The following is a 21,037-nucleotide window of genomic DNA, read 5'->3' on the forward strand; positions in this document are numbered from 1 at the left end:
ACCTCTGCCGGGGGGGGCGCGGGGTGGGGGGCGGGCGCCCGCACCCCGTGCGGTGGCGTTACACTCGTTCATCCCCGGGGGTGCGGCGGGGGGGGGGGGGGGGGGCGCCCCCACGGGTGTGCTGCGAACGGTGCCGGCTCAGCCGGCGGGGACCGGGGCGGCGCCGGCCGCCTGGGCTATCCGCCGGCGCATCTCCTCGGTGCTGTTGGCGCGCGGGAACTCCTCGTCGGGAACCTCGACCCCGAGGAAGGCGCACAGGGGCTCCCACCCCTGCTTCACGTCGAACACGAGGACGTTGTCCGCGCCGAGGGCACGTACGACGTCCTCGGTGTGCCGGTGGTAGACCTCGATGGCGTGGTCCTTGTCCGAGAACCGGCCGTCGAAGAGACCGTCCCAGACCAGGGCGTTGACGACGCGGAACAGCCGGGCCTGCCGGGAGCCCGGCTCGGGCGGGTGCTCCATGGTCCGCAGCGCGAACTGGTAGAGCGTCTCGTACGTGCTCTTGTACCAGCCCTCGGCGTCGCGCACCGTGAGGACCACCTTGGTCTCCGGAAGCGCCTCGCTGATCTGCCGGTAGTAGACGGTGGAGGGGCCGTCCACCGCGGAGGCGAAGCCGTCGTACAGCGCGGCCCAGTCGGGGCGCTCGCCTTCGCAGATGATCCGCTCCCACTGTGCGAGGCGCTCGTCGTCGTCGACGATCTCGAACATGTGGAAGCAGGGCCCGAGGCCGAGGCGTTCCAGGGCGACCTGGAGCGATGTCGTACCGGTCCGGCCGAGGCCGGCGTTGATGAGCTTCAGCACGGTGTGTCCTCTTCCTCAGCGCCAGACCGCGTCGTCCTGGTGGGTGGCGACGTTCACCCGGTTCCAGAAGTTGACCAGGCTGATGTGCATGACCAGGGCACCGAGCTGCACGTCGGTGTAGTGCTCGGAGGAGTTCGCCCAGACCTCGTCCGACGGCGCGTTGCCGGCGTCGGTCTGCAGGGTGACGGCCTCGGCCAGCTCCAGGGCGGCGCGCTCGGCGTCGGTGAAGGTGGGCTCGGTCCGCCACCCGTCCACCAGGGGCAGGCGCTTGTCCGCGGGCTCGGTCGGGAAGGTGTAGACCCGGCCGTTGAGCCCGGCGACACGCAGCCGGATGAAGTCGAGGGTCGACTGCGGCACGCCGACCTTGCCGATGACCTCGGACAGGTCGAGCAGGGGCTGCAGGGCGCCGGGAACAGCCAGGGAGGGGTTTGCCATCCGTGGAGCCATCGGGAGTTCTCCTGTGTGATGAAGGTGCGCTGGAAGGTGGAATGACGTCGGACAGGGCCGTCAGACCGGGATCGCCTCGATGATCGAGATCGGCGACGCGGTGGGGATCGCCCTGGTGATCTTGAAGCCCGCCTTGGCGAACAGCTCGGTGTACTGCGCGAGGGTGCGGTCCCGGGAGCCGATCATCAGCATCAGCCAGAGGTCGATGGTGTGACCGATGTGGCGCTCGTTGTTCTCGGGGAGCAGGTACTCGATGCAGAGCAGCTTGCCGTCGGGACCGATCGCCTCGCGTGCGTTGCGCAGGGCGGTCAGGGCGTCTTCCTCGGAGAAGTTGTGGATGATGCGCTTGTACAGGTACGCATCGGCGCCCTTGGGCAGCTGCCCGAGGTAGCTGCCGTGCTCGACGGTGTAGCGGTCCGCGACGCCGGCCTCCTCGAAGAGTGAGGCCGAGTCCACGGTCGCGATCTCGAAGTCGTAGAGCACGCCCTTGGCGTTCGGCGCCTGCTGGAGGACCCCTGCCAGGAGGTAGCCGCGGCCGCCGATGACGTCGACGACGGTGCCGAACCCCGAGAAGTCGTAGGCGGCCAGGACCGGGTCGGTCTCCGACTCCGAGACCTTGCCGAACGCCTGGAAGAACGCGGCGGCGTAGGCGTGGTTCGCGTGGAAGAAGTCCAGCGTGCTCATGCCGCGCAGCTTGGGCAGGTTGGCCTCGCCGGTCTGCACGGTGGTGAGCAGGTGGCCCCACTCCTCGTGCAGCAGGGGGTGGCTCATCAGCTGGGCGAACTTGCGCATCGAGTCCTGGGCGTCCTCGCGGAGCTTGTCGGACAGCGCCGTGTTCTCGTACCGGCCGTCCGGGCGGACCGCGAAGACTCCGTGGCCGGACAGCGCGCGCAGGATGCGGTGGGTCGCCTCGGGGTCGGCCTCGACCCGCAGGGCGATGTCCCCGGCGGACAGCGGCCCGTCGGCGAGCACGTCGGCGATGCCGAGCCGGGCTGCGACGGAGATCGCCTGGGTGATGACGGCACCCTGAATCAATTCGAGCAGCGCGTATGAATCCGACTGGTCACGGACTTCGGCCGATGCGGACATCGCTTTCCCCTCGGAGTGTCTTATTGCGGATTCCAGACGATAGGTCGACGCTTCTCTCCACCGCAACCGACAGATTTTCTCAGATCGTTGACAGGAAGGATTCAACGGGGTAATTCTCGCGTTTGAACGGAGTCCACCTCCACTGACGCTCGACCGGGAATCCGACCCCGCTTGTCAGGCTGTGCCGACCGCGACCTCGCAGTCGCCTTGAGGAGGCCGACGTTGGCGCACGACGACACCCCGACCCCGGTGGATTTCTGGTTCGACCCGACCTGCCCCTGGGCTTGGATGACATCCCGGTGGGTCCTTGAGGTCTCGGAGCGACGGCCCCTGGAGATCCGCTGGCACATCATGAGCCTCACGGTCCTCAACGAGGGTCGCGCGGACCTGGACGAGCGCTGGCACCGGAACCTGGCCCTGCGGATGGAGCCGGTACGGGTCTGCGCCGCCGCCCGGCAGAGTGCCGGACCCGGGGTGCTGGGCCGGCTCTACACCGAACTCGGCACGCGGTTCCACCTGGAGAAGGCGCCCAGGGACCGGGCCACCTACGCGGAGGCCCTGGCCGCCTCGGGCCTCGATCCCGCCCTGGCCGACGCGGCCGGGTCCGAGGCGTTCGACACCGCGGTGCGCGCTTCGCACAACGAAGCCATCGCCCGCGTCGGCAGCGACGTGGGGACCCCTGTCGTCGCCGTGGGGGACGTGGCCTTCTTCGGCCCCGTGGTGACGCCCACGCCGCGGGGCGAGGCAGCGGTGAAGCTCTGGGACGGCGTGCTGGCGGTGGCGGCGACCGACGGGTTCTTCGAACTCAAGCGCACCCGGACCCGGGACCCGATCTTCCTCTGAGTCCCGGCTCCCGGCGCGGCCGGCTCCGGCGTCAGCCGCGGGCCGCGACCGCCGGGGCGGTCCAGTTGTCCTTCAGCCACGCCTCCACGGAGACCAGGTTCGGCCTGTTCCTGCGCAGTTCGGTCAGGTCGGCCTGGAAACCGTCGCGCTCGAACCAGTCGAACATGTTGGCGAGGTCCGGGCGGCCCGCGCGCAGCGGCTCGATGGGCAGCTGCTGGAAGCGGGTCGGGATGCCGGAGACGGCCTCGAACGCCGCGGCCATCTGCGGCCCGGTCAGCTCGTCGCTGGCGATGTCGACCGTCCGGCCGATCCATTCCCGCGGGTTCTCGAAGGCGTCCGCGGCGAACGCGCCGATGTCGCTGGTCGCGATGGACTGCACCGAGGTCTCGGGGTCGAGCCACATCGCCAGGACGAGCCGGCCCTGGATGGAGCGTGGGGCGATGTCGAGCAGGATGTCGTGGAACATCGCCGGGCGCAGCACGGTGACCGGCAGGTCCAGCGTCGCCAGGTACTGCTCGCCCACCAGCTTGCTTTCGAAGTGCGGGACGCGGGTGTCGCGGTCCGCACCGCCGACCGAGCTGTAGACGAAGTGCTTCACGCCGGCCCGCACGGCGGCGTCGGCCACCGCCTTGCCCTGGCGGATCTCGGCCTCGACGCCGCCGGGGCCCCGGAAGGTCTGCACGCTGAAGACCCCGTACGCGCCCTCCGTCGCCGACGCCAGCGACGCCTCGTCGTCCATGTCACCGCGGACGAGGACCACGCCCGCCTCTTCCAGCGCGCGTGCCTCCGCCTTCTGCGGGTCGCGGACCAGGGCGCGTACGGAGAAACCGCGCCGCAGCAGGTCGCGGGCGACCGCCCCGCCCTGCCGGCCGGTGCCGCCCGTCACCAGGATCGTCTCTGCAACCGCCACTGTCTGCCTCCATGTCGTGTGCCCGCGCCGGGCCTCGCCCGGCCCGGCTGTCGGGTGTGATGGCCGCGAACGGCCGCGGTCCCTCGCGGGACGGTGACGGTCCGCGCTACCAGGGAACGGGGCCGTCGTCCGCCAGGCACTGGCCCGACGGGCCGGACTCGTCCAGCGTGGCGAGCCGGACGGCGATCTCCGCGCCCTCGGCTGCCGACCGGAACCCGCGGTGGTGGTTGATGTCGGTCCGGACCACTCCGGGGAGCGCCGCGTTGACCTTGATCGGGGTCTCCCGAAGCTCCTTGGCGTACGCGAGCGTCACCGCGTTCAGGGCGGTCTTCGAGGACTGGTAGGCGATCATGCTGAGGTTCGCCAGAGGGCCGTCCGGGGCCGAGCCCAGGGTCAGCGAGCCCACGTGGCTCGACAGGTTGACGATGCGGCCGGCCGGGGAGCGGCGCAGCAGCGGCAGCATCGTGCCGGTCACGGTGACCACGCCGAACACATTGGTCTCGAAGACCTCGCGCAGGTCGGCGGCGGTCGCCTCGCTGGGCGTCCCGGTGAAGCCGCCCGCGATGCCGGCGTTGTTCACCAGGATGTCCAGCCGTCCGAAGCGCCGCTCGATCTCGCGGGCCGCCTCCTCCACGGAGGCGGGGTCCGTCACGTCGAGCCGGATCGGCACGGCCGTGATGCCGTCCGCTGCCAGCTCGTCGGCGGCCTGCTTGCCGAGCACCTCGTCGCGGGCGCCGACGAGAACGGTGATCCTCTGCTCGCCGATTTGGCGGGCGATGGCGAATCCGATGCCCTTGTTGGCGCCCGTGATGAGCGCGACCTTCTCGAACGGCACGTTTTTCCCTTTCGTGAGGTCCGGGTCCAGCTGCCCCCGGAACGCCACTTCGCCGGATGCGCAGGGGCGGCGAGGGGAACGTCGTGCGCCCGGTTTTCAAGCAATGAATTAATCCGTTCACGGTACGAAACGCAAACGTCGGGGCACCTCAGATGATGCCGTCTAAACGGCCTGTTCAAATGCCGGAAGTCCGCGGTCGAACGGGCGGTCTGAACGCAATCACGAAAAACGGGCCCGCCTTCTAGGCGCCCTCCACCCGGGTTCCGGGGCGCTCGGCCAGACTGCCCACGCCTGGATCGGCGCCGACCGTACGGGCCTACAACACCGTAACCATGAAGGAGCTGGTGGAATGACTGGGAGCGAACAGGCTCAGGCGAGCGGTAAGCCCCACGTGGTCATCGTCGGTGGCGGGATCTCGGGACTGGCGGCGGCGTTCCACCTGCGGAACGAGCCGGTGCGCGTGACGCTCCTTGAGGGCTCGTCCCGGCTCGGCGGAAAGCTGCTGGTCTCCGACGTGGCGGGAGTCGCGGTCGACGAGGGTGCCGAGTCGCTGTACGCCAACCGCAAGAAGACCACCGGCCTGATCAAGGAGGCGGGGCTCGGCGAGCAGATCGTGTCGGCCGGCCCGGTCACCGCGTCGGCGATCTGGACCCAGGGCGTGATCAGGCACCAGCCCGACCGTCAGTTCATGGGCGTGCCCTGTGACATGGACGACCTGGCCCAGTCCGGGGTGCTGTCCGCCGCGGGCCTGGAGCGGGCCCAGCAGGACCTCGTACTGCCCTCGTTCGATCTGGAGGGCGACATCTCGGTCGCGTCCTTCGTCGGCGGGCGGTTCGGCCCGGAGGTCGTGGAGCGCCTCGTCGAGCCGTTCCTCGCCGGTGTGTTCGCCGGGCGTGCCTCGGACCTGTCGTTCGAAGCCACCCTGACCCCGCTGGCGAGGGCGTCCCGCGATCACATCTCGCTCGCGGACGCGGCCGGTTCGCTGGTGCCGCACCTGCAGGAGGGCGAGAGGCCCCCGCCGGTCAGCGTGGCCACCCTCGAAGGCGGCTTCGGCACCCTGCCCGCGGCGATCATCAAGCAGGTCCTGGACGCCGCGCCGGACACGGCTCTGCGCACCGGTGCCCTCGTACGCGAACTGCGGCGCAGCGGTGACGGCTGGCAGGTGACCGTCGGCTCGGCCGCCGACCCGGAGGTCATCGACGCCGACGCGGTCATCATCGCCACCCCGGCCGGACCGACGAGCAGCCTGCTCGCCGGGGTCCCGGGTACGTCCTCCGCCGTCTCGGCGCTCACCGAGGTGCCGTACTCCAGCACGGCCATGGTGACGCTCGCCTACCCGAAGACGGCGTTCCCCGGCGGGCTCTCGGGCCGCGGCTACGCGGGCTACCGGGTGCCGGCGGAGGAGGGCAAGGCCGTCAGGGAGGTCACGTTCACCACCGTGAAGTGGCCGCACCTGGCGGGCGAGGTGGAGATCGTGCGCTGCTCGCTCGGCCGGTTCGGCGACGAGCCCCTGCTGCTGCGCGACGACGCCGACCTGATCGCGCTGGCGACGGCCGAGCTCGCCGAGGCCACCGGCGTGACCGGTGTCCCGGTGGCGACCCGCGTCAGCCGCTGGGAGAGCGCCCTGCCGCAGTACACGGTCGGCCACGTGGACCGGGTGCGGCTGATCCGTGAGGCCGTGGCGACCCAGCCCGGACTCGCGGTGTGCGGTGCGGCCTACGACGGCGTGGGCGTCGGTGTCTGCATGATGACCTCGCGCCGGGCCGTCGACCAGATCCTCCCCCTCCTGAAGAAGGCGGTCGCGGCCTCCTCGGTCGCGGTCGGAGTGTGAGCCCGGATCGCCGGGGTGATCCTCATGTGATCACCCCGGCGATCCCGCAGGACGAGAAGGGGCCGTGCCCGGTCGGGCACGGCCCCTTCTCGTCCTGCCCCTCGCCCGTTGCGCGCCGGGCAACCGGAAGATCCGGTCAGCGATTCGCCCGCTGACCGGATCTCTTGCCGGATCTGTGGCTCTCCGGCCGGGTCCCTGACCGGATCAGCGGTCCAGGATCGTGGCGAAGACGTCCGCCAGCGCCTGATCCGCGTCCTCGGCGGCGCCGGTGCTGCGCCAGGCCACGTGCTGGTCGGGGCGGATCAGGAGCGCGCCGGCGCCGGTGATCCCCCGGACGGCCTCCCATCCGCCGTCCACGTCGGCGTACTCGGCGCCGTCGCCGATGCGGACCGCGTCGACCGGGACGGAGAACTTCTCCGCCGCGTGCACGGCCGCCTCGGACCAAGCCGTCCCCTCCGGGCCGGTGATCAGCGTGAAGCCGGTCCGGCCCGTCAGGTCGAGGGTGGACAGGCGCTCGCCGTCCCGGGTGATCCATGCGTGCGGCAGCCGGTGGCCGGGGCGCGAGGTCGGCGTGTGCTCGTCGCGCATGGGGACGCGGGGCGGACGCTGGGTGCCGTCGGAGACGACCGCTCCCTGCTCGTAGGCGAAGCCGATCTCCATCTCGAACGACTGGCAGCCGCCGCGGTGGGTGTGGAACACCTCCAGGGCACGCGCCCGCACCGTGTCGCCGAGCGGGGACGGGTCGAAGTACGCCGCCAGACGCTGCCCGCGGCGCCCCGCCGGGATGTTGTGGCCGCCGCCGATGGCGTCGATGACCGCCTGGTGGTGCTGCGCCGCGGAGACCGCCCAGTCGACGTTCTCGCGGCCGACGGGCCGGCGCTCGGCCTCGTAGGTGTCGATGAAGCTCTCGGGCGCGCTGCCGCTCAGCACCGCGGCCAGCTTCCACGCGACGTTGTGCGCGTCCTGGATGCCGGTGTTGAGGCCGAGGCCCACGGCGGGCGGCTGCTTGTGCGCGGCGTCGCCGGCGATCAGCACCCGGCCGACCCGGTACTTGTCGGCGAGGATCGCGTTCACGATCCAGTCCGTGACCTTGTGCACGGTCACTTCCAGGTCCGGCACCTTCAGCACTTCGCGGATGCGGTCGACGACCGTCTCGTTGGTCCAGCGGCCGGCCGGGCCGGGGGCCATGTGCAGGCCCCACTGCTCGCAGGCCTTGCCCCAGCTCGGACCCATCTCGATGAGGTTGACGGAGAGGTCGGGGTCTTCCGGGCTGAGGTAGTGCGTGATGAGCGTGCCCTCCTCCCAGCACTGCGACAGGTCCGCGGTGAAGTACACGGTCGTCGTGTTGATGTCGCTGGGCGGGCCCTGCATCTCTATGCCGACCTTGTCGCCGACGAAGCGGCCGCCGTCGGCGCCGAGGAGGTACTGCGCCTTGACCGTGATGGTCTCGCCGGTCTCCAGGTTGCGCACCTCGGCGAGGACGTGGTCGCCCTCGTCGGAGAAGTCGACCACCTCGTGGCCGAACCGGATCTGCCCCGGATTGCGCTGCTCCGCGTGCCGGCGCAGGATCGGCTCCAGCCACATCTGCGGGAGTTTGGCGGGCAGTTCCGGACCGGCCGCCCCGTAGCGCTCGGTCAGTTCGCCACCGCCGAAGGCGTCCATCTCGTGGATCCGGCGGGCGTCCAGCGGACCGTCACCGGCGAACGTGGTCGCCCAGCGCACCTTGCCGAACTTGTCGAGCGGCGCCGCTTCCGCGAGGACGTCATCGCGGATCCCGTGCTGGCGGAAGATCTCCATCGTGCGCTGATTGAGGTAGTGCGCCTTCGGCACCCTCGACGTATCAGCGTGCCGCTCCACCAGCAGGTGGTCGACGCCCTGGTCGGAGAGGAAGACGGAGGCGGACAGGCCACACCCGCCGCCGCCCACAATCAGGACCGGAACCTCGATTGACGTCATGTTCGCCCTTCCAGAAATCAGACGGCTTTTCCCGCACAGCCTGACAAAGCCGTCCGCAACCCTGGTCAAGAACGACTGGACTCCGGAACGCCGCCGGCCGGTCACGCGCGAACCGCGCGGGTGACCGGCCGACTGCTTGCCCGGGGAAGGGGTCCCTCGGGGGCCTGCGGGGTGCCTGCGGGCGCCTCCGGCGTTCCTCCCGGGTCCTCAGCCGAGCCAGGCGCCGTCGCGCATCAGCGTGCGTCCGGACAGCTCGTTGACCTCCCGCCAGGCCTGGATGCGCCGGGGCCGGAGGCGGAAGTACTGGTAGGGCTCGTCGAGTTCGCGCGGGTCGAACCCGGTCTTGACCGCGAAGGCGGCGGCGGCCGCGCCGAGGTCGGCGACGTCCACCGGCTCCGCGTCGCCGTCGATGATCACGACGTCTCGCGTCAGGCCGAGGCCGACGCGCACCCGGCCGTCCGCCAGCAGGTTGCGACCGGTGACGGAACCGCGCGGAGTCGAGATGAGGAGGGCGGTCCCGTCCCAGTAGAACGAGAGCGGGGTGAGGTAGGCACCGCCCGGACCGCCCGCCGAGGCGACCCAGAGATCGACGTCGTTCTCGAGCCGCTTGCGAGTGTCCTCCAGCCGCTCTTCGAGTGCACGTGGTGGCACAGTCGTCATGCTTCCTCCGTCCGTGTCGTGGAGAGGCCCCGTCCGATGAGGTCTCCTCCGGTCGTCGTAAGGGCCTTCGACGCGGTGGCCGCGACGGCCGCCAGCGCCTTGACGGCCGCACGCACACCGATCATGTCGTGTGCCCGGTGCACGGCGAAGCGCACGAACCCGTTGGGCAGGGGCAGGACACGCACCCCGTGGCCGGCGAGGCGGGCTGCGCACTGCTCCGGGGTCAGCCCGGCCAGGCGTGCCATGACCATGTTGGTCGGCCGCGGCGGGTCCAGCAGCTCGACGCCGGGCACCGTACCGAAGCCGGCGGCGAGCGCGGCGGCCGTCGCGTGGTCGGCCGCCAGGTCGGGCAGCCGCTCCAGCGCGACGAGGGCGGGAGCCGCCACGACGCCCGCCTGGTGCAGGGAGCCGCCCAGCGCGGTCCTCAGCTCGCGGGCGCGGGCGACGTACGCGCGGGTTCCGCACAGCAGCGCGCCGACCGGCGCTCCGAGCCCCTTGGAGACCGAGAAGGCGACGCTGTCCGCGGGCTCCGCCAGCTCGGCGGGGCCGACTCCGAGCGCCACGGCCGCGTTCGCGAGCCGGGCGCCGTCCAGGTGGAGGTGGGCGCCGTACCGGTGGGCCAGGGCGGCCAGGGCGCCGGTCGCCCCGGCATCGAGGGCGTTGCCGCCGCCCATCATGCTCGTGTTCTCGAGGCAGACCACGGTGGGCCGGCCGCCCCCGGCGGCGAGGGCCGCGTCCACGGCGTCGAGGTCGGGCAGGCCGTCGGGGCGCTGCGCCACCGACAGCAGTTCGACCCCGGCGAAGCGGCGCAGCCCGTCCGATTCGAGGAAGGACATGTGGGTGTCCTCGCCGACGATCAGCCGGGGCTCGCGCGACCCCGGGAAGCCGGCCGCGGCGAGCGGGGCGAGCAGGTTCGCCATGGTGCCGGTGGGCGTGAGCAGCGCGGCCTCGGTGCCGAGCAGTCCCGCCACCCGCGCTTCGAGGAGCGCGACCGTGGGATCGTCCCCGTACACGTCGTCCCCGACCTCGGCCGCGGTCATCGCCGCGCGCATCCCCGCGTCGGGCACGGTACGGGTGTCGCTGCGGAAATCGAGCCGGGGCTCGTCGGTCCGGGCCATCGCGGCCTACCCCCGGGCCCGGTGGGCCACCCAGACGGCGCGGGGCCTGGTGTACCCCTCCACCGCGTGGAGGCCCAGCTCCCGGCCGTAGCCGGACTGGCCGAGGCCCCCGACGCTGACCGTCTCCTCGGTGTCGCCCCAGGTGTTGACCCACACCATGCCGGCGCGCAGGGCCCGGCTGAAGCGCTCGGCCCGGTGGGCGTCCGAGGTCCACACGGATGCCGACAGACCGTAGGCCGTGTCGTGGGCGAGGGACAGGGCCTCGGCCTCGGTGTCGAACGCCGCCACGGACAGCACGGGGGCGAAGATCTCCTCGCGCCAGGCGCGGCTGTCGGACGGCGGGCCGTCCAGGATGACCGGGTTGACGAAGAAGCCGCCGCCGAGTTCGTGGCGGATCCCGTCCCGGCCGGGCGGCAGGATGACCTTCGCCCCGCGGACCTCCGCCTCGTCGACCACCTCGGCCGCGCGTTCGACGGCCGCCCGGCTGATGAGCGGACCGAGGTCGGTGGCGGGGTCCTGCGGCAGGCCGACGCGCAGGGCCGCGGCCAGTTCGGCCACGCGGCCGACGAACTCGGTGTGGACGGCCCGGTCGACGATCAGGCGCGTCCCGGCCACGCACACCTGGCCGGTGTTGCCGGTGAAGCCCGTGACGACCGCGCGGGCGGCTTCGTCGAGGTCGGCGTCGCGGAAGACGACGACGGGGCTCTTGCCGCCGAGCTCCAGCGCGGCGGGCTTGAGACCGTCCGCGCAGCGTCGCGCGACGTCGCGCCCCGCCGCCGTCGAGCCGGTGAAGGAGACCATGGCGACGGCGGGGTGATCGCACAGCAGGCGGCCGGTGCCGGCTCCGCCGTAGACGGCGGTGAGTACGCCTTCGGGGAGCACTTCGGCGGCGCGCTCGACCAGTCGGCGGGTCGACAGCGGTGTCTCGGGCGCCGGCTTGACGACGACCGTGTTGCCGTACGCGAGCGCCGCGGCGATCTTCCAGACGGCCAGCAGGAGGGGATAGTTGTTCGGGGCGATGGCCACGCACACCCCGACCGGAACGCGGTCGGTGTACGTGCGCATGCCGGGGCCGGACGGGTGGGTCTCGCCCACCGGGTACCGGGCCGCCGCCGCGAACCAGTCGACCACCTGGGCGGCGAATCCGACCTCTCCGACGGCGCGTGCCAGGGGCTTGCCCGCGTTGCGCTGCTCCAGGGCCGCGAGTGCGTCACGGTCGTCACGCAGCAGTCCGGCGAGCTCGCGCAGGTGGCCGGAGCGCCGGGCCGGGGAGGTGTCGGCCCAGCCCTCGTGGAAAGCCGAAGCCGCCCGGGCCACGGCGTCGCCGACGCCGGGGCCGGAGGTGTCGGGTACGTGGGCGAAGGGCCGCCCGGTGGCGGGGTCGAGGATCGCGCGTCCCACCTCGGTCATCCCAGCGCCCCGGCACTGCCGCCCGGCCGCAGCCCGGCGTCGATCTCGGTGACCAGGCCGATGAAGGCGTCCCGCCCCAGGTTCGTGCCCGCGCTGCCCAGCAGCCTGAGCTCGTACCCGCCGGGGTGCTGCCACCAGGCGTCGCAGGCTCCGAACGCGGCGTGCGGGTAGCCCAGGTGCAACGGGCGGCCGCCGAGGTCCAGGAGCTCGTCGGTGGCGGGGTGCTTCTCGCGTTCCGGCGGGAACACCAGGCGCCCGCCTCCGGTGCGCTGCGCCGTCAGGCGCAGTTCGCCTCCGGACGCCGAGGCGTAGACGACGTCGAGTTCGCGGACGGCGGCGCCGTCGCCGAACGTCGCGGCGCTGTCGGCGTGGTACTCGCCGGCCGACAGCGGGATCCCCTGCCCGGTGAGGAAGGCGGTGAGCTCCCCGGACGCGACCCAGTCGCCCTCGTGCTCCCGCCCGCGCCGGTGGAAGGAGAAGACGCCGGTGGGGACCGACACCATCTCGGCCGGCTGCCGGGCCCAGTAGCTGAGTTCGGCGAACGGGGTGGCCAGCACCCTCGCCGCCGCCTCCGGGAGGGCCGGCCGCAGCGCGGCGAAGAACTCGACGAGCTCGTCCTCGGTGAACTCTCCCTCCAGTACGGAGAGTTCGACCGTGGTGCGCGCCATTCGGGCGCTGGCGGCCTGATGGCCCAGGTAGTCGGTGCCGAGCCAGACGACCCGGCCCCCGCCGATCTCGTACGGCCTGGTCGCGCTGCCCCACAGGCACGGGTGGTCCGCGGCGGGGAAGGCCCAGTCGTACAGGAACTGCTTGAGCCGGAGCCGCCGTCCGCCGCCGGAGACCTCGGTGCGGTAGCCGGACGGGTTGGCGTCGGTCCACGGGCTGCGGCCCTCGACTTCGACGCGTCCGGGGGGCGCCTCGCGCCGGATCGTGCCGGTGACGGTGTCGCAGCCCTCGGGCAGTTCGGACGGCCGCCACACCACGAAGTTGCACCAGCCCTGGGCGAGCTCCTCCGTGATCACCGGCGGTACCGGGTCAAGATCGGCCGGGCTGTCCAGGATGTGCCAGCGCCAGTGGGGGACGAGACTGCTCACCGTGACTCCTCGGGTCGGTTCGGAGCCCCGCGAGGTGGTCGAGCCAGGCGGAGCTTGAGGCAAGGAACATCCATTCGCCGACGCCCAGCTCGGCCCGGAGCCCGGCCGGCACCTTCGGGAGCCCGAAGGGGGTGCCGAGCCCGTCGGCCAGGTCGGTCAGCCGCCGGACGTATTCCGGGTCGGTGGGGGTCGGGAAGCCCTGCTTGCGGCGGAGCTGCACCGAGACGGGCAGCAGGTCGGCGAGCGCGGCCTTCAGCAGCCCCTTGTGGGTGCCGGGCTCGTTGGTGTCCTTCAAGTGCTCGGGGCAGCGGAAGGCCAGCTCGGCGAGGGTGACGTCCTGGAAGACGGGCCGGTCCTCCAGGGTGAAGGTCGACGACGTGGCGTCCACCATGTCGTTGACGTAGACCAGGAAGCGCCGCATCAGGTGGTGCCTGCCGCGTTTGAGCGGCGATGCCGTCTTGAGCGCCCGGTACTCGGCCATGGTGCGTTCCCACACCATGTCGGTCACCGTGGTCATGTCGACGTCGAGCTCGTGCGCCATCCAGGCGACGAGCCGGGACCAGACGGGGCGTTCGTCGGCGTGGAGGCTGTGCGTCAGGTAATGGCGCCCGTGGATGAACGTGGGTGCGTAGGGGTCGACGATGGGGAAGTACCGGCCGGCCTGGTACCCCCAGAACTCGTCGGCCCCGTGTCCGGAGTAGACGACGACCCTCCCGTCGGCGGCGATCGCCTGGTAGAGGTGGTGCATCGCCAGCTCGGCGCCGTGCAGCAGCGGCCGCATCAACCGGGTGGGCAGCACCGGCAGCAGGTCGGCCGCGGCGTTGCGGTCGAGGTCGAGGACGGTCAGGGGTACGCCCAGGTGCTCCGCGACCTCGGTGGCGTACGTGACGTCGTCGCCCGAGCCGCCGATGCCGTCCTGGTAGCGCATGACGTACGTGTCGACGGGCAGTCCCAGGGCCGTCAGGCCCGCGACGATCGCCGTGCTGTCGACGCCGCCGCTGAGCACCGCCGCCCGGGGGACGTCGGACACGGACCGCTGCTCGATCGCCCGGTCGAAGGCTGCTCTGATCTCTTCGGGCTCGATCGGGTCGTCCACGGCCCCGGGATGCCAGTAGCGGTGTTTGGTCGCGTGGGGGCGGTCGATGACGAGGTACTGGGCCGGCGGCAGGGCCTCGATGCCGCGCAGCCAGGTGCGGTCGTCCGCGGCGTCCATCCGGATCCAGGAGCGCAGCAGGTACTCCTCGCGGTCCACCTCGGGGGTGATGAGGCCGGTGCTGAGCAGCACCCCCTGCTCCGAGGCGAACAGCAGGCCGCCGTCGACGCGGGCGTAGAACAGCGGTTTCACACCGAAGTGGTCGCGGGCCAGCACCACGCGTCCGGTCCAGGTGTCGTGCCAGGCGAGCGCGAACATGCCGTCGAGCGGCAGCAGGGCGGCGGCCGGATCGGGCTCGCGGAGGACCTGCTGGAGCACGAACTCGGTGTCACAGGTAGTGCGGCGCGGCCACAACGGCGGCGCCGGCGAACGGGAGCCGTAGACCTCGCCGTTGTGCACGAGCACGACCCGGCCGGTGGGGTCGGCCATCGGCTGGTCGCCGGCGTGGCTGCGGTCGCGCACGGCCAGCCGCGTCGCGCACAGCATGACGGTGCCGCACGGCGAGACGTACGGGGCGCAGGCCGCTTCTCCGCGGTGGGCCATGGCGCCGGTCATGGTCCGGCCGAGCGCGTCCATCCAGTCGGGATCGCGCCGTCCTTCGAAGCTGATGAAGCCCGCTATGCCGCACATGCGTCAACCTCCGGTTCCCGCCACAGCTTCCAGAGTCCCGCCAGAGCCTCGGTGTAGACCCACTCGATGCCCGCGTGCCCGCCCTCGTGTTCCAGGTAGCGGTGGGGGACCAGGTGCGCGTCGAGGGCGGCGTGCAGCGCGCGGGCGCCCCAGTGCATGCCGTACTCGTCGCGCTCGCCGACGCTGAGGTGCAGCAGGCCGAGTCCGGCGAGCCGGTCGGCGTAGGCGGGAAGCATCCGCACCGGGTCATAGGTGAGCCAGCGCTGCCACACCTCGTCGCGGAACAGGCCGGTCACGGGGTCGCACGGCATCGCGTCCGACGCGGTGGTCCGGGGGTCGTCGGCGTAGCACATGCCCATCGCGATGATGCTCATCGCGACCATGAAGGGGGAGTCGATCGGGCCGCCGCCGCGGCGGGCCAGCAGCGCGTCCATGCCGCCGGCCGCCCGGATGGTGTCGAGCGTGCCGGGCAGCAGCGGCAGGTAGCTGTGCTCGAATCCGGCGTCGGGCGAGCAGGCGATCACCGCCCCGAACAGCTCGGAGGTCATGCCCGCGACGAGTGCGCCGTAGCCACCGCTGGACTTGCCGCCGATGGCGCGCCACTCCGGCTGCGGCCGGGTCAGGAACCGCCCGTCGATCTCGGCGACGACCTCGGCGAGGTAGCCGGCGTACGGGCCGGAGGCGGCGGAGTCGATGTACTGGGAGCCGCCGTAGGCGGTCGTGCAGTCGGGCACGACGAGCAGCGCGGGCGGCACGCGGCCGTCCGTCATCGCCTGGCGGAGGCGGTCGGCGACGGAGGCGCCGAAGGCGAGCGCCTTGCCGGCGATGCTCGGGTGTGCGCCGAACCCGGGCAGCCAGTACACGACGGGGAACCGCCGGACCCCGTCGTACCCGGGCGGCAGGTGCACCTCGATGCGGCGCCGGTGGGGATCGCCGAGCGGGTTGCCGCGCAGACGGGTGCTCTCGTGATCGAGCACGACCATGTCGCTCATGCCTCGTTCGCCTCCTGGAGCGCGCGCTCCACGTGGTGCGTGTAGAAGGACGGGTGGTGGAAGACCGCGGAGAGCAGCAGGCCGTTGCTGGCCCACAGGCCGTAGGAGCTGCCGATCAGGAGGTCGGAGCCGAGCATGGCCTCCAGGGTGCTCGCCGCCATCTCGGTCCAGCCCTCCGCGCCGGTGGCGTGGTTGCGGGCGGGGCCCGGGCCGAGCCGGGTCACCCGGTCCGTGACCGGGTCGAGCAGGAAGGCGGTCTCGGTGCCGTCGTCCTCGTGCAGCGAGACGACGTGGCGGCCGGCGCCGTCGTCCAGCGCCCGGTACCAGTAGTCGGTCGCCACGAGCCGTTCCAGCAGGTCGCGGAGCATGTCGTCGGCGCCGCGGGTCTGGCGGCCGTACCGGTCGAGGGAGGCGTCGAACGGGGGGACGGGCGTGGCCGGGTCGAGCGTGATCTCGGCGTAGACCTCGTCGAAGTCGTACGCACCGGGCGCGACCGGCCCGTCGACCAGGGCGGCCTTGCCGTGCGCGACCTCCATCACCTGGCCGGGGCCCCAGAGCAGGCCGTCGCGGCTCAGGTCGTCCAGGCGGCGCAGGGCCTGGGCGGGGGTGAAGGGGAACATCGTCCTGTTGCACCAGGAGTAGTCGCGCTCGCCGTCGCCGCTGACGCGCCAGCCGAACGAGGAGGGCACGGTCAGGGTCGCGGGGATCGAGTCGATGTACCGGTCGAAGTTCGCGACGGCGCGGGCGCGGACCGCGTCGGCGTCGGCGTCGGTCAGCGGGCGGCGCTCGGTGAGCACTCCGGGCGGCGAGATGCTGTGCGCGGGGACGAACACGGCGTCGATCCGCGGCGCGTCGTCGCGCCGGAAGGCGGCGACCGTGTCCTCGTGGAGGAGCGCGTCGCCACAGAGCATGACGGCCGCGTCGGCGGTCTGCACCAGCACGCTCATCTCGGGGAACGACACGGCTGAGGGGAACGTCCGCAGGATCGTCCCGCCCGGGGTGGTGAGCGTGTCGCCCGGCGTGACCGGGCGCAGGCGCTCGAAGCCGAAGCGGCGCAGCGTCCAGGAGATCGCCTGGTGCCCGAGTCCGGAGGCGGTCAGCGTCGGCGGCACCGGGCCGGCGGGGTAGACGCAGGTGACCTCGGAGCTCTGGCGCGGGCTGTCGTCGAAGTCCACGTCGGCGCCGTCGGTCAGGCGGAGCAGGGAGGGGAAATGGTGGTGGTCGTAGTGGTGGTGGCTGAGGACCACGTAGTCGACGCCCTCGTCGAGCACCGTGCGGACCAGGTCGTCCGCCACCGGTGGGTGGTGCTCCCAGAAGCGGTCCAGGCGCTGGGTGAGCCACGGGTCGAAGAGGATCCGCTCCGTCCCGGTGTCGATGAGGACGGCGGCGTGGCCGAGCGAGGTCAGGCGCATCAGCCGGTCCCCTCGTACACGCAGCGGAAGCCGACCTCCATGTGGCGGTCGGTGATCAGGTCCTTGCCGCGGTAGAACGTGGTCAGGCAGGCGGGCGGCGAGGTGAAGGTTCCGCCGCGCAGCACGTGGAAGGCTTCCTTGCGGTTCATGAAGTCCAGCGGGTGGCGTCCCTTGAAGAAGGGGTCCATGTCCTCGCCGGTGTAGAAGTTGGTCCGGGTCAGCTCCCAGACGTTGCCCGACATCTGCAGGACGCCGTACGGGCTGGCGCCCTCGGGGAGCGCGTCGGCCGCCAGCACCGGCTCGGCGGGGTTCTCTCCCTGCTCGATGGTGACGAGCAGCGCCTCGAGGGAGTCGAGGTCGGCCACGGCCTGGCCGAACGACCGCTCGACGTAGTTCACCCGGCCGGGGTCCCAGTCGTCGCCCCACGGGAAGCGGCGGCCGTCCACGCCGCGCGCGGCCTTCTCCCACTGGACCTCGCTGGGCAGTGCGCCGCCGGCCCACTTCGCGAAGGCGTGGGCGTCGTACCAGTCGATGCCCACGACCGGGAGCCCGGGTGCGTTGAAGCGCGGGTCGTGCCAGTGCACGGGACGGTGGGATCCCCCGAGCGGCTGGTCGGGGTGGTCGAACCGGCCGGAGTCGCCGACGTCTTCGAGGAACTCGCGGTAGCGGGCATTGGTCACGGTGGTGCGGTCGATGTAGAAGGCGGGCACGTCCACCGCGCGCAGCGTGGTGTCGTCTTGTGCCATGCGGAACGCGTCGGGCTGCTCGTCGGCACCGATGATCGCCGGACCGGCCGGCACGAGGGCGACGTCTTCGTTGCGCCGGGGGCGCGCGCGGACGGCATCGACGCGGGCCCGCATGTCCGTGAAGTACTCGTCTTCCAGACGACGGAGTTCGGCGGGGTCGCGGGTGCCGAAGACGGCGATCAGGGCGCGCTTGGTGAGTGCCGCGCCGCAACCGACGGGCTTGCGGGCCCAGTCGGGGCGGGTGAAGTTGCTGGGCCAGCCGGAGATGCGGATGAGGTCGGGCACGGCGGCGGCGATCCGGTGCTCCGTGATGACCTTGAGCGCGGTGAAGGCGACCCAGTCGACCGTGTCGTGGGTCGCGGACGCCACGGCGGTGTCGGCGGCGGGTTCGCCGGCGTGGTGGGTGGCCAGCAGCCGCACCGCGCCCGCGCGTACGGGCCATTCGGGGTGGGCGACGACGAGGCTCGTCAGCAGCGGTATCCCGTCGGCGGCGCGGCCCTTGTCCTCGGCGAGGTCCAGGACGCGCTGAACCGAAGCCCAGTAGCGTGCGTCGGTGGAATCGTCGATCACCAGCAGGTCGGCGGGAACGTCGATGACGCCTGAAACCTGATTGCCTACCATCTCTACCTCTCTCGGACGACGAGCCGCCCGTACGGAGTTATTCCGTACGGGCGGCTAATTCGTGGCTCAGTGGACTACCACTTGGAGCATTCCTGCTTGGCGTCGCGGGTCTCGATGAAGTCACGGTCGCTCATTTTTCCACTCCCTTCTTTGGGTGATTCGAGTGGTTGTCTGTGCGGCCTCTCGACCTCACGACTCAAACATTAGGCAGTCCCCGGGAGGCGCCGCAACGGTGAACCAGGAAAAGAGCATTCCTCGATAACCTGAGGGTAAGTTCATTGCGATCTTGACGTTCAGAGAAGGAGGAAAGAATGGTTGACACCGCTTCCCGGGACATACGGGAGAACGGGTTCACACGGCTCCCGGGGCTCGCGACCGGCGACGCGCTCGCCCGGCTCCGGCGCGCGGTGGGCCGGATCGAGGAGCTGGCCGCCGACCGCACGGCCTCCAGCGGGGAGTTCGTCCTGGAGGCGCCCGGCGTCGGCGGATGGGCGGCCTGGCAGCAGGGGGCCGGCGCCCTCCAGGGGGTGCTCCGGTCGGCCGACCGGATCCATGAGCACGTCCCGGAGTTCGACGCCGTGCAGCGCTCGCTGGGCCTGGCCGACGGGCCGGTCGCCCGGGGCGTCGGCGCTCCGGGCGAGCTGGTCAACGCGTTCCTGTGGGCCAAGCCTCCCGTCGTGGGCTCGGCCAAGCCCTGGCACCAGGACATCGCCTTCGCGCCGCCCGGCTTCGGCGCCGAGGAGCACGGCATCGTGACGATCTGGATCGCTCTCGAACCGGCGACCACCCGCAACGGCTGCCTTGAGTTCATCCCCGGCTCGCACGCGCTCGGGCTGTTCCCGCACGGCGGGGACCGGGAGCGGCTGCCGGGGGAGGCGCCGCTGGAGAGTGCGGTCGAGCCGCACATCTCGGACGCGCACCTGCCCCGTACGGCCGAACCGGTCGCCGTGCCCCTCGAACCCGGTTCGGCCGTCATGTTCGACGGCATGGTCGTGCACCGGTCGGCGCCCAACACGACGGCGTCGGAGCCCCGTACCGCCGTCAGCTTCGTGTACAAGGTGCCGCGCCCGTCCTGGGCGCGGTGGGAACCGGCCGCGGCCGCGGTGTGACGTTCGACCGCGGCGGATCCTCAGTCGAACGTTGAGTCGCGGTGATCGCTCCCGCGGTCGAGGGCGTAGAAACCGGTGCCGTCGAGGTGGCGGATCGTGTTCAGGTCGCGCTGCACGACCTCTTCGAGGTCGTGCAGCAGCACCACGATGACCGGGTAGGTGAGGTCGTCGACCGTCCGGCGGATCTCCTCACCGGGCTTCACCGGGGTCAGCAGGGTGTGGAAGCTCTCCAGCACCTCGATCTGCTCGATGCCGCGGTACTCGCTGAGGACGCCCTCCACCGGCGAGACCATGCCGGCGATCGCGCAGTACTTGCGTACCTCGTACGGGTTTCCGGCGCGGGCGTGGAACCGCTCGGGGTGCACGTACGCGTCGACCGTCCACTCCAGCTGCGACTCGCCGATGCCCAGGCTCGCACCGGCCGGGATGCCGCCACCGGCTATCCGGGCACCGACCTCCACCAGGCAGGGACCGGCGGGGGTCATCCTGATCTCCACGTGCGCCGGGCCGTGCTGGATGCCCAGGGCGTCCAGGACCCGGAAGGCGTACTCCCTGAGCGACTCCACGACCGGCTCCCCCGAATCGATCAGGAGGAGGGCGTCGCAGAGGTCGACGACGCCGTTGGCGCTGACCCGGGTGGTCCGCCAGACGTCGCACAGGTGATGGCGGCCGTCGCGGCTGACGGTGTTCACCATGTACTCGGTGCCCGCGAGGTACTCCTGCGCCACGGCCCCGTTGTTGGGCTGGGAGAAGACGTCGTCGGCGTGGGCGAGGGACAGGAACGCCGCCACGGATTCCTCCGGGGAGTCGCAGAAGGACACCCCCTGGCCGCCGGCGCTCCGCGGCGGCTTGATGACGACGCGGCCGCCGAGCTCGCGGTGCCAGGCGGCGAGCTCGTCCGCATCGGTGGCCCGCAGCTGGCGGGCCGCGCGGAGCCCGGCCGCGCGCACGGTCTCGATCATGAGGTGCTTGTCGCGCCGCGCGGTGCTGAGGGCGGTGCCGTTGCCCGGGAGGCCGAGCCGCTGCGCGAGCAGGTCGGCGAGTTCCACTCCGATCTCGCCTCCCGAGATCACCGCGATCGGCGAGAACGCCGCGACGGCGTCGGCCGTGGCCTCGACATCTCCGTCGTGGACGATGTCGGCGATGAAGTCGTCCGGGACGTGCGGTGCCTTGAGATACACGAACGGCACGTCACGCGTGCTCTGGAGGCGGACGACGGAACATCCCTGCTTCAGGAATTCAAGAACGAGTGAACGGGCCGCGGCGTAGGCGTCGACCATCACGACGCACGGGCTGTTCCGATCGCTCTGATCGCTCTGATTTATCCGGCTGGGCCGGCTGGTTCGGGTGCTCTGATCGGCTGCTGTCATGAGTTCAACA

At 71.8% G+C, this 21,037-nt stretch carries 18 protein-coding genes; 3 read left to right on the forward strand and 15 right to left on the reverse strand.

From position 1 onward, the window contains the following. Window positions 1-138 precede the first annotated feature (138 nt). The 3 genes from ACIA8F_RS30515 to ACIA8F_RS30525 form a co-directional block, all read right to left on the reverse strand. Window positions 139-801: a sulfotransferase family protein gene (locus tag ACIA8F_RS30515; RefSeq protein ID WP_399383587.1), complete on the reverse strand. Its 663-nt coding sequence runs from the start codon at window positions 799-801 to the stop codon at window positions 139-141. A gap of 15 nt (window positions 802-816) precedes the next feature. After that, window positions 817-1,236: a carboxymuconolactone decarboxylase family protein gene (locus tag ACIA8F_RS30520; RefSeq protein WP_399383588.1), complete on the reverse strand. Its 420-nt coding sequence runs from the start codon at window positions 1,234-1,236 to the stop codon at window positions 817-819. A gap of 72 nt (window positions 1,237-1,308) precedes the next feature. Continuing rightward, the gene (locus ACIA8F_RS30525) at window positions 1,309-2,337 is read right to left on the reverse strand and encodes a methyltransferase (RefSeq protein ID WP_399383589.1); all 1,029 of its coding nucleotides are present in this window, start codon (window positions 2,335-2,337) and stop codon (window positions 1,309-1,311) included. Window positions 2,338-2,559: 222 nt separating this feature from the next. Here ACIA8F_RS30525 and ACIA8F_RS30530 point away from each other — a divergent pair, with 222 nt between their 5' ends. Further along, entirely contained in the window at window positions 2,560-3,180 is a 621-nt protein-coding gene (locus tag ACIA8F_RS30530; protein WP_399383591.1) for a DsbA family protein, read from the forward strand. A 31-nt stretch (window positions 3,181-3,211) separates the two neighbouring features. On the opposite strand, the gene ACIA8F_RS30535 is transcribed toward ACIA8F_RS30530, so the two are convergent. Together ACIA8F_RS30535 and ACIA8F_RS30540 are read right to left on the reverse strand one after the other, a co-directional pair. Beyond that, window positions 3,212-4,090 (reverse strand): NmrA/HSCARG family protein, encoded by an 879-nt coding sequence (locus ACIA8F_RS30535; RefSeq protein ID WP_399383593.1) that lies wholly within the window; start codon window positions 4,088-4,090, stop codon window positions 3,212-3,214. A 106-nt stretch (window positions 4,091-4,196) separates the two neighbouring features. Continuing rightward, window positions 4,197-4,925 (reverse strand): SDR family oxidoreductase, encoded by a 729-nt coding sequence (locus ACIA8F_RS30540; protein WP_399383595.1) that lies wholly within the window; start codon window positions 4,923-4,925, stop codon window positions 4,197-4,199. A 349-nt stretch (window positions 4,926-5,274) separates the two neighbouring features. Between ACIA8F_RS30540 and hemG the strand changes: the two genes are divergently transcribed. Then, a complete protein-coding gene (gene hemG, locus ACIA8F_RS30545; RefSeq protein ID WP_399383596.1) occupies window positions 5,275-6,756 on the forward strand; it encodes a protoporphyrinogen oxidase in 1,482 nt (493 codons plus the stop codon). 204 nt (window positions 6,757-6,960) lie between these two features. On the opposite strand, the gene ACIA8F_RS30550 is transcribed toward hemG, so the two are convergent. The 9 genes from ACIA8F_RS30550 to ACIA8F_RS30590 all read right to left on the reverse strand — a co-directional run bounded on the left by ACIA8F_RS30550 (window position 6,961) and on the right by ACIA8F_RS30590 (window position 18,548). Continuing rightward, complete coding sequence (locus ACIA8F_RS30550) at window positions 6,961-8,712, reverse strand: FAD-dependent monooxygenase (RefSeq protein WP_399383598.1); 1,752 nt, start codon at window positions 8,710-8,712, stop codon at window positions 6,961-6,963. Between the two features lie 207 nt (window positions 8,713-8,919). Further along, complete coding sequence (locus ACIA8F_RS30555; protein ID WP_399383600.1) at window positions 8,920-9,372, reverse strand: pyridoxamine 5'-phosphate oxidase family protein; 453 nt, start codon at window positions 9,370-9,372, stop codon at window positions 8,920-8,922. Then, window positions 9,369-10,490 (reverse strand): threonine aldolase family protein, encoded by a 1,122-nt coding sequence (locus ACIA8F_RS30560; protein ID WP_399383601.1) that lies wholly within the window; start codon window positions 10,488-10,490, stop codon window positions 9,369-9,371. Before ACIA8F_RS30560 ends, ACIA8F_RS30555 begins: the two co-directional genes overlap by 4 nt. A 6-nt stretch (window positions 10,491-10,496) precedes the next feature. Next, window positions 10,497-11,900 carry an aldehyde dehydrogenase family protein gene (locus tag ACIA8F_RS30565; protein WP_399383603.1) on the reverse strand — a complete coding sequence of 468 codons (1,404 nt, stop codon included), beginning with the start codon at window positions 11,898-11,900 and terminating at the stop codon, window positions 10,497-10,499. Beyond that, window positions 11,897-12,994: a hypothetical protein gene (locus ACIA8F_RS30570; RefSeq protein ID WP_399383605.1), complete on the reverse strand. Its 1,098-nt coding sequence runs from the start codon at window positions 12,992-12,994 to the stop codon at window positions 11,897-11,899. Before ACIA8F_RS30570 ends, ACIA8F_RS30565 begins: the two co-directional genes overlap by 4 nt. Further along, on the reverse strand, window positions 12,936-14,777 hold the full coding sequence (locus ACIA8F_RS30575; protein WP_399383606.1) for an asparagine synthetase B family protein: 1,842 nt from the start codon (window positions 14,775-14,777) through the stop codon (window positions 12,936-12,938). Before ACIA8F_RS30575 ends, ACIA8F_RS30570 begins: the two co-directional genes overlap by 59 nt. Further along, entirely contained in the window at window positions 14,765-15,769 is a 1,005-nt protein-coding gene (locus tag ACIA8F_RS30580) for an alpha/beta hydrolase-fold protein (RefSeq protein ID WP_399383607.1), read from the reverse strand. Before ACIA8F_RS30580 ends, ACIA8F_RS30575 begins: the two co-directional genes overlap by 13 nt. Beyond that, window positions 15,766-17,181 carry an MBL fold metallo-hydrolase gene (locus tag ACIA8F_RS30585; protein ID WP_399383609.1) on the reverse strand — a complete coding sequence of 472 codons (1,416 nt, stop codon included), beginning with the start codon at window positions 17,179-17,181 and terminating at the stop codon, window positions 15,766-15,768. The genes ACIA8F_RS30580 and ACIA8F_RS30585 overlap by 4 nt, the downstream gene beginning before the upstream one ends. Then, window positions 17,181-18,548 carry an SUMF1/EgtB/PvdO family nonheme iron enzyme gene (locus ACIA8F_RS30590; protein ID WP_399383610.1) on the reverse strand — a complete coding sequence of 456 codons (1,368 nt, stop codon included), beginning with the start codon at window positions 18,546-18,548 and terminating at the stop codon, window positions 17,181-17,183. The genes ACIA8F_RS30585 and ACIA8F_RS30590 overlap by 1 nt, the downstream gene beginning before the upstream one ends. 311 nt (window positions 18,549-18,859) lie before the next feature. Here ACIA8F_RS30590 and ACIA8F_RS30595 point away from each other — a divergent pair, with 311 nt between their 5' ends. Beyond that, on the forward strand, window positions 18,860-19,657 hold the full coding sequence (locus ACIA8F_RS30595; protein WP_399383612.1) for a phytanoyl-CoA dioxygenase family protein: 798 nt from the start codon (window positions 18,860-18,862) through the stop codon (window positions 19,655-19,657). Window positions 19,658-19,677: 20 nt separating this feature from the next. Here the strand turns inward: ACIA8F_RS30595 and ACIA8F_RS30600 are convergent, their stop codons facing one another. Continuing rightward, the gene (locus ACIA8F_RS30600; protein WP_399383728.1) at window positions 19,678-20,937 is read right to left on the reverse strand and encodes an ATP-grasp domain-containing protein; all 1,260 of its coding nucleotides are present in this window, start codon (window positions 20,935-20,937) and stop codon (window positions 19,678-19,680) included. Window positions 20,938-21,037 lie beyond the last annotated feature (100 nt).

This window comes from Streptomyces sp. NPDC051563 (genome assembly GCF_044454225.1).
Lineage (GTDB): Bacteria > Actinomycetota > Actinomycetes > Streptomycetales > Streptomycetaceae > Streptomyces.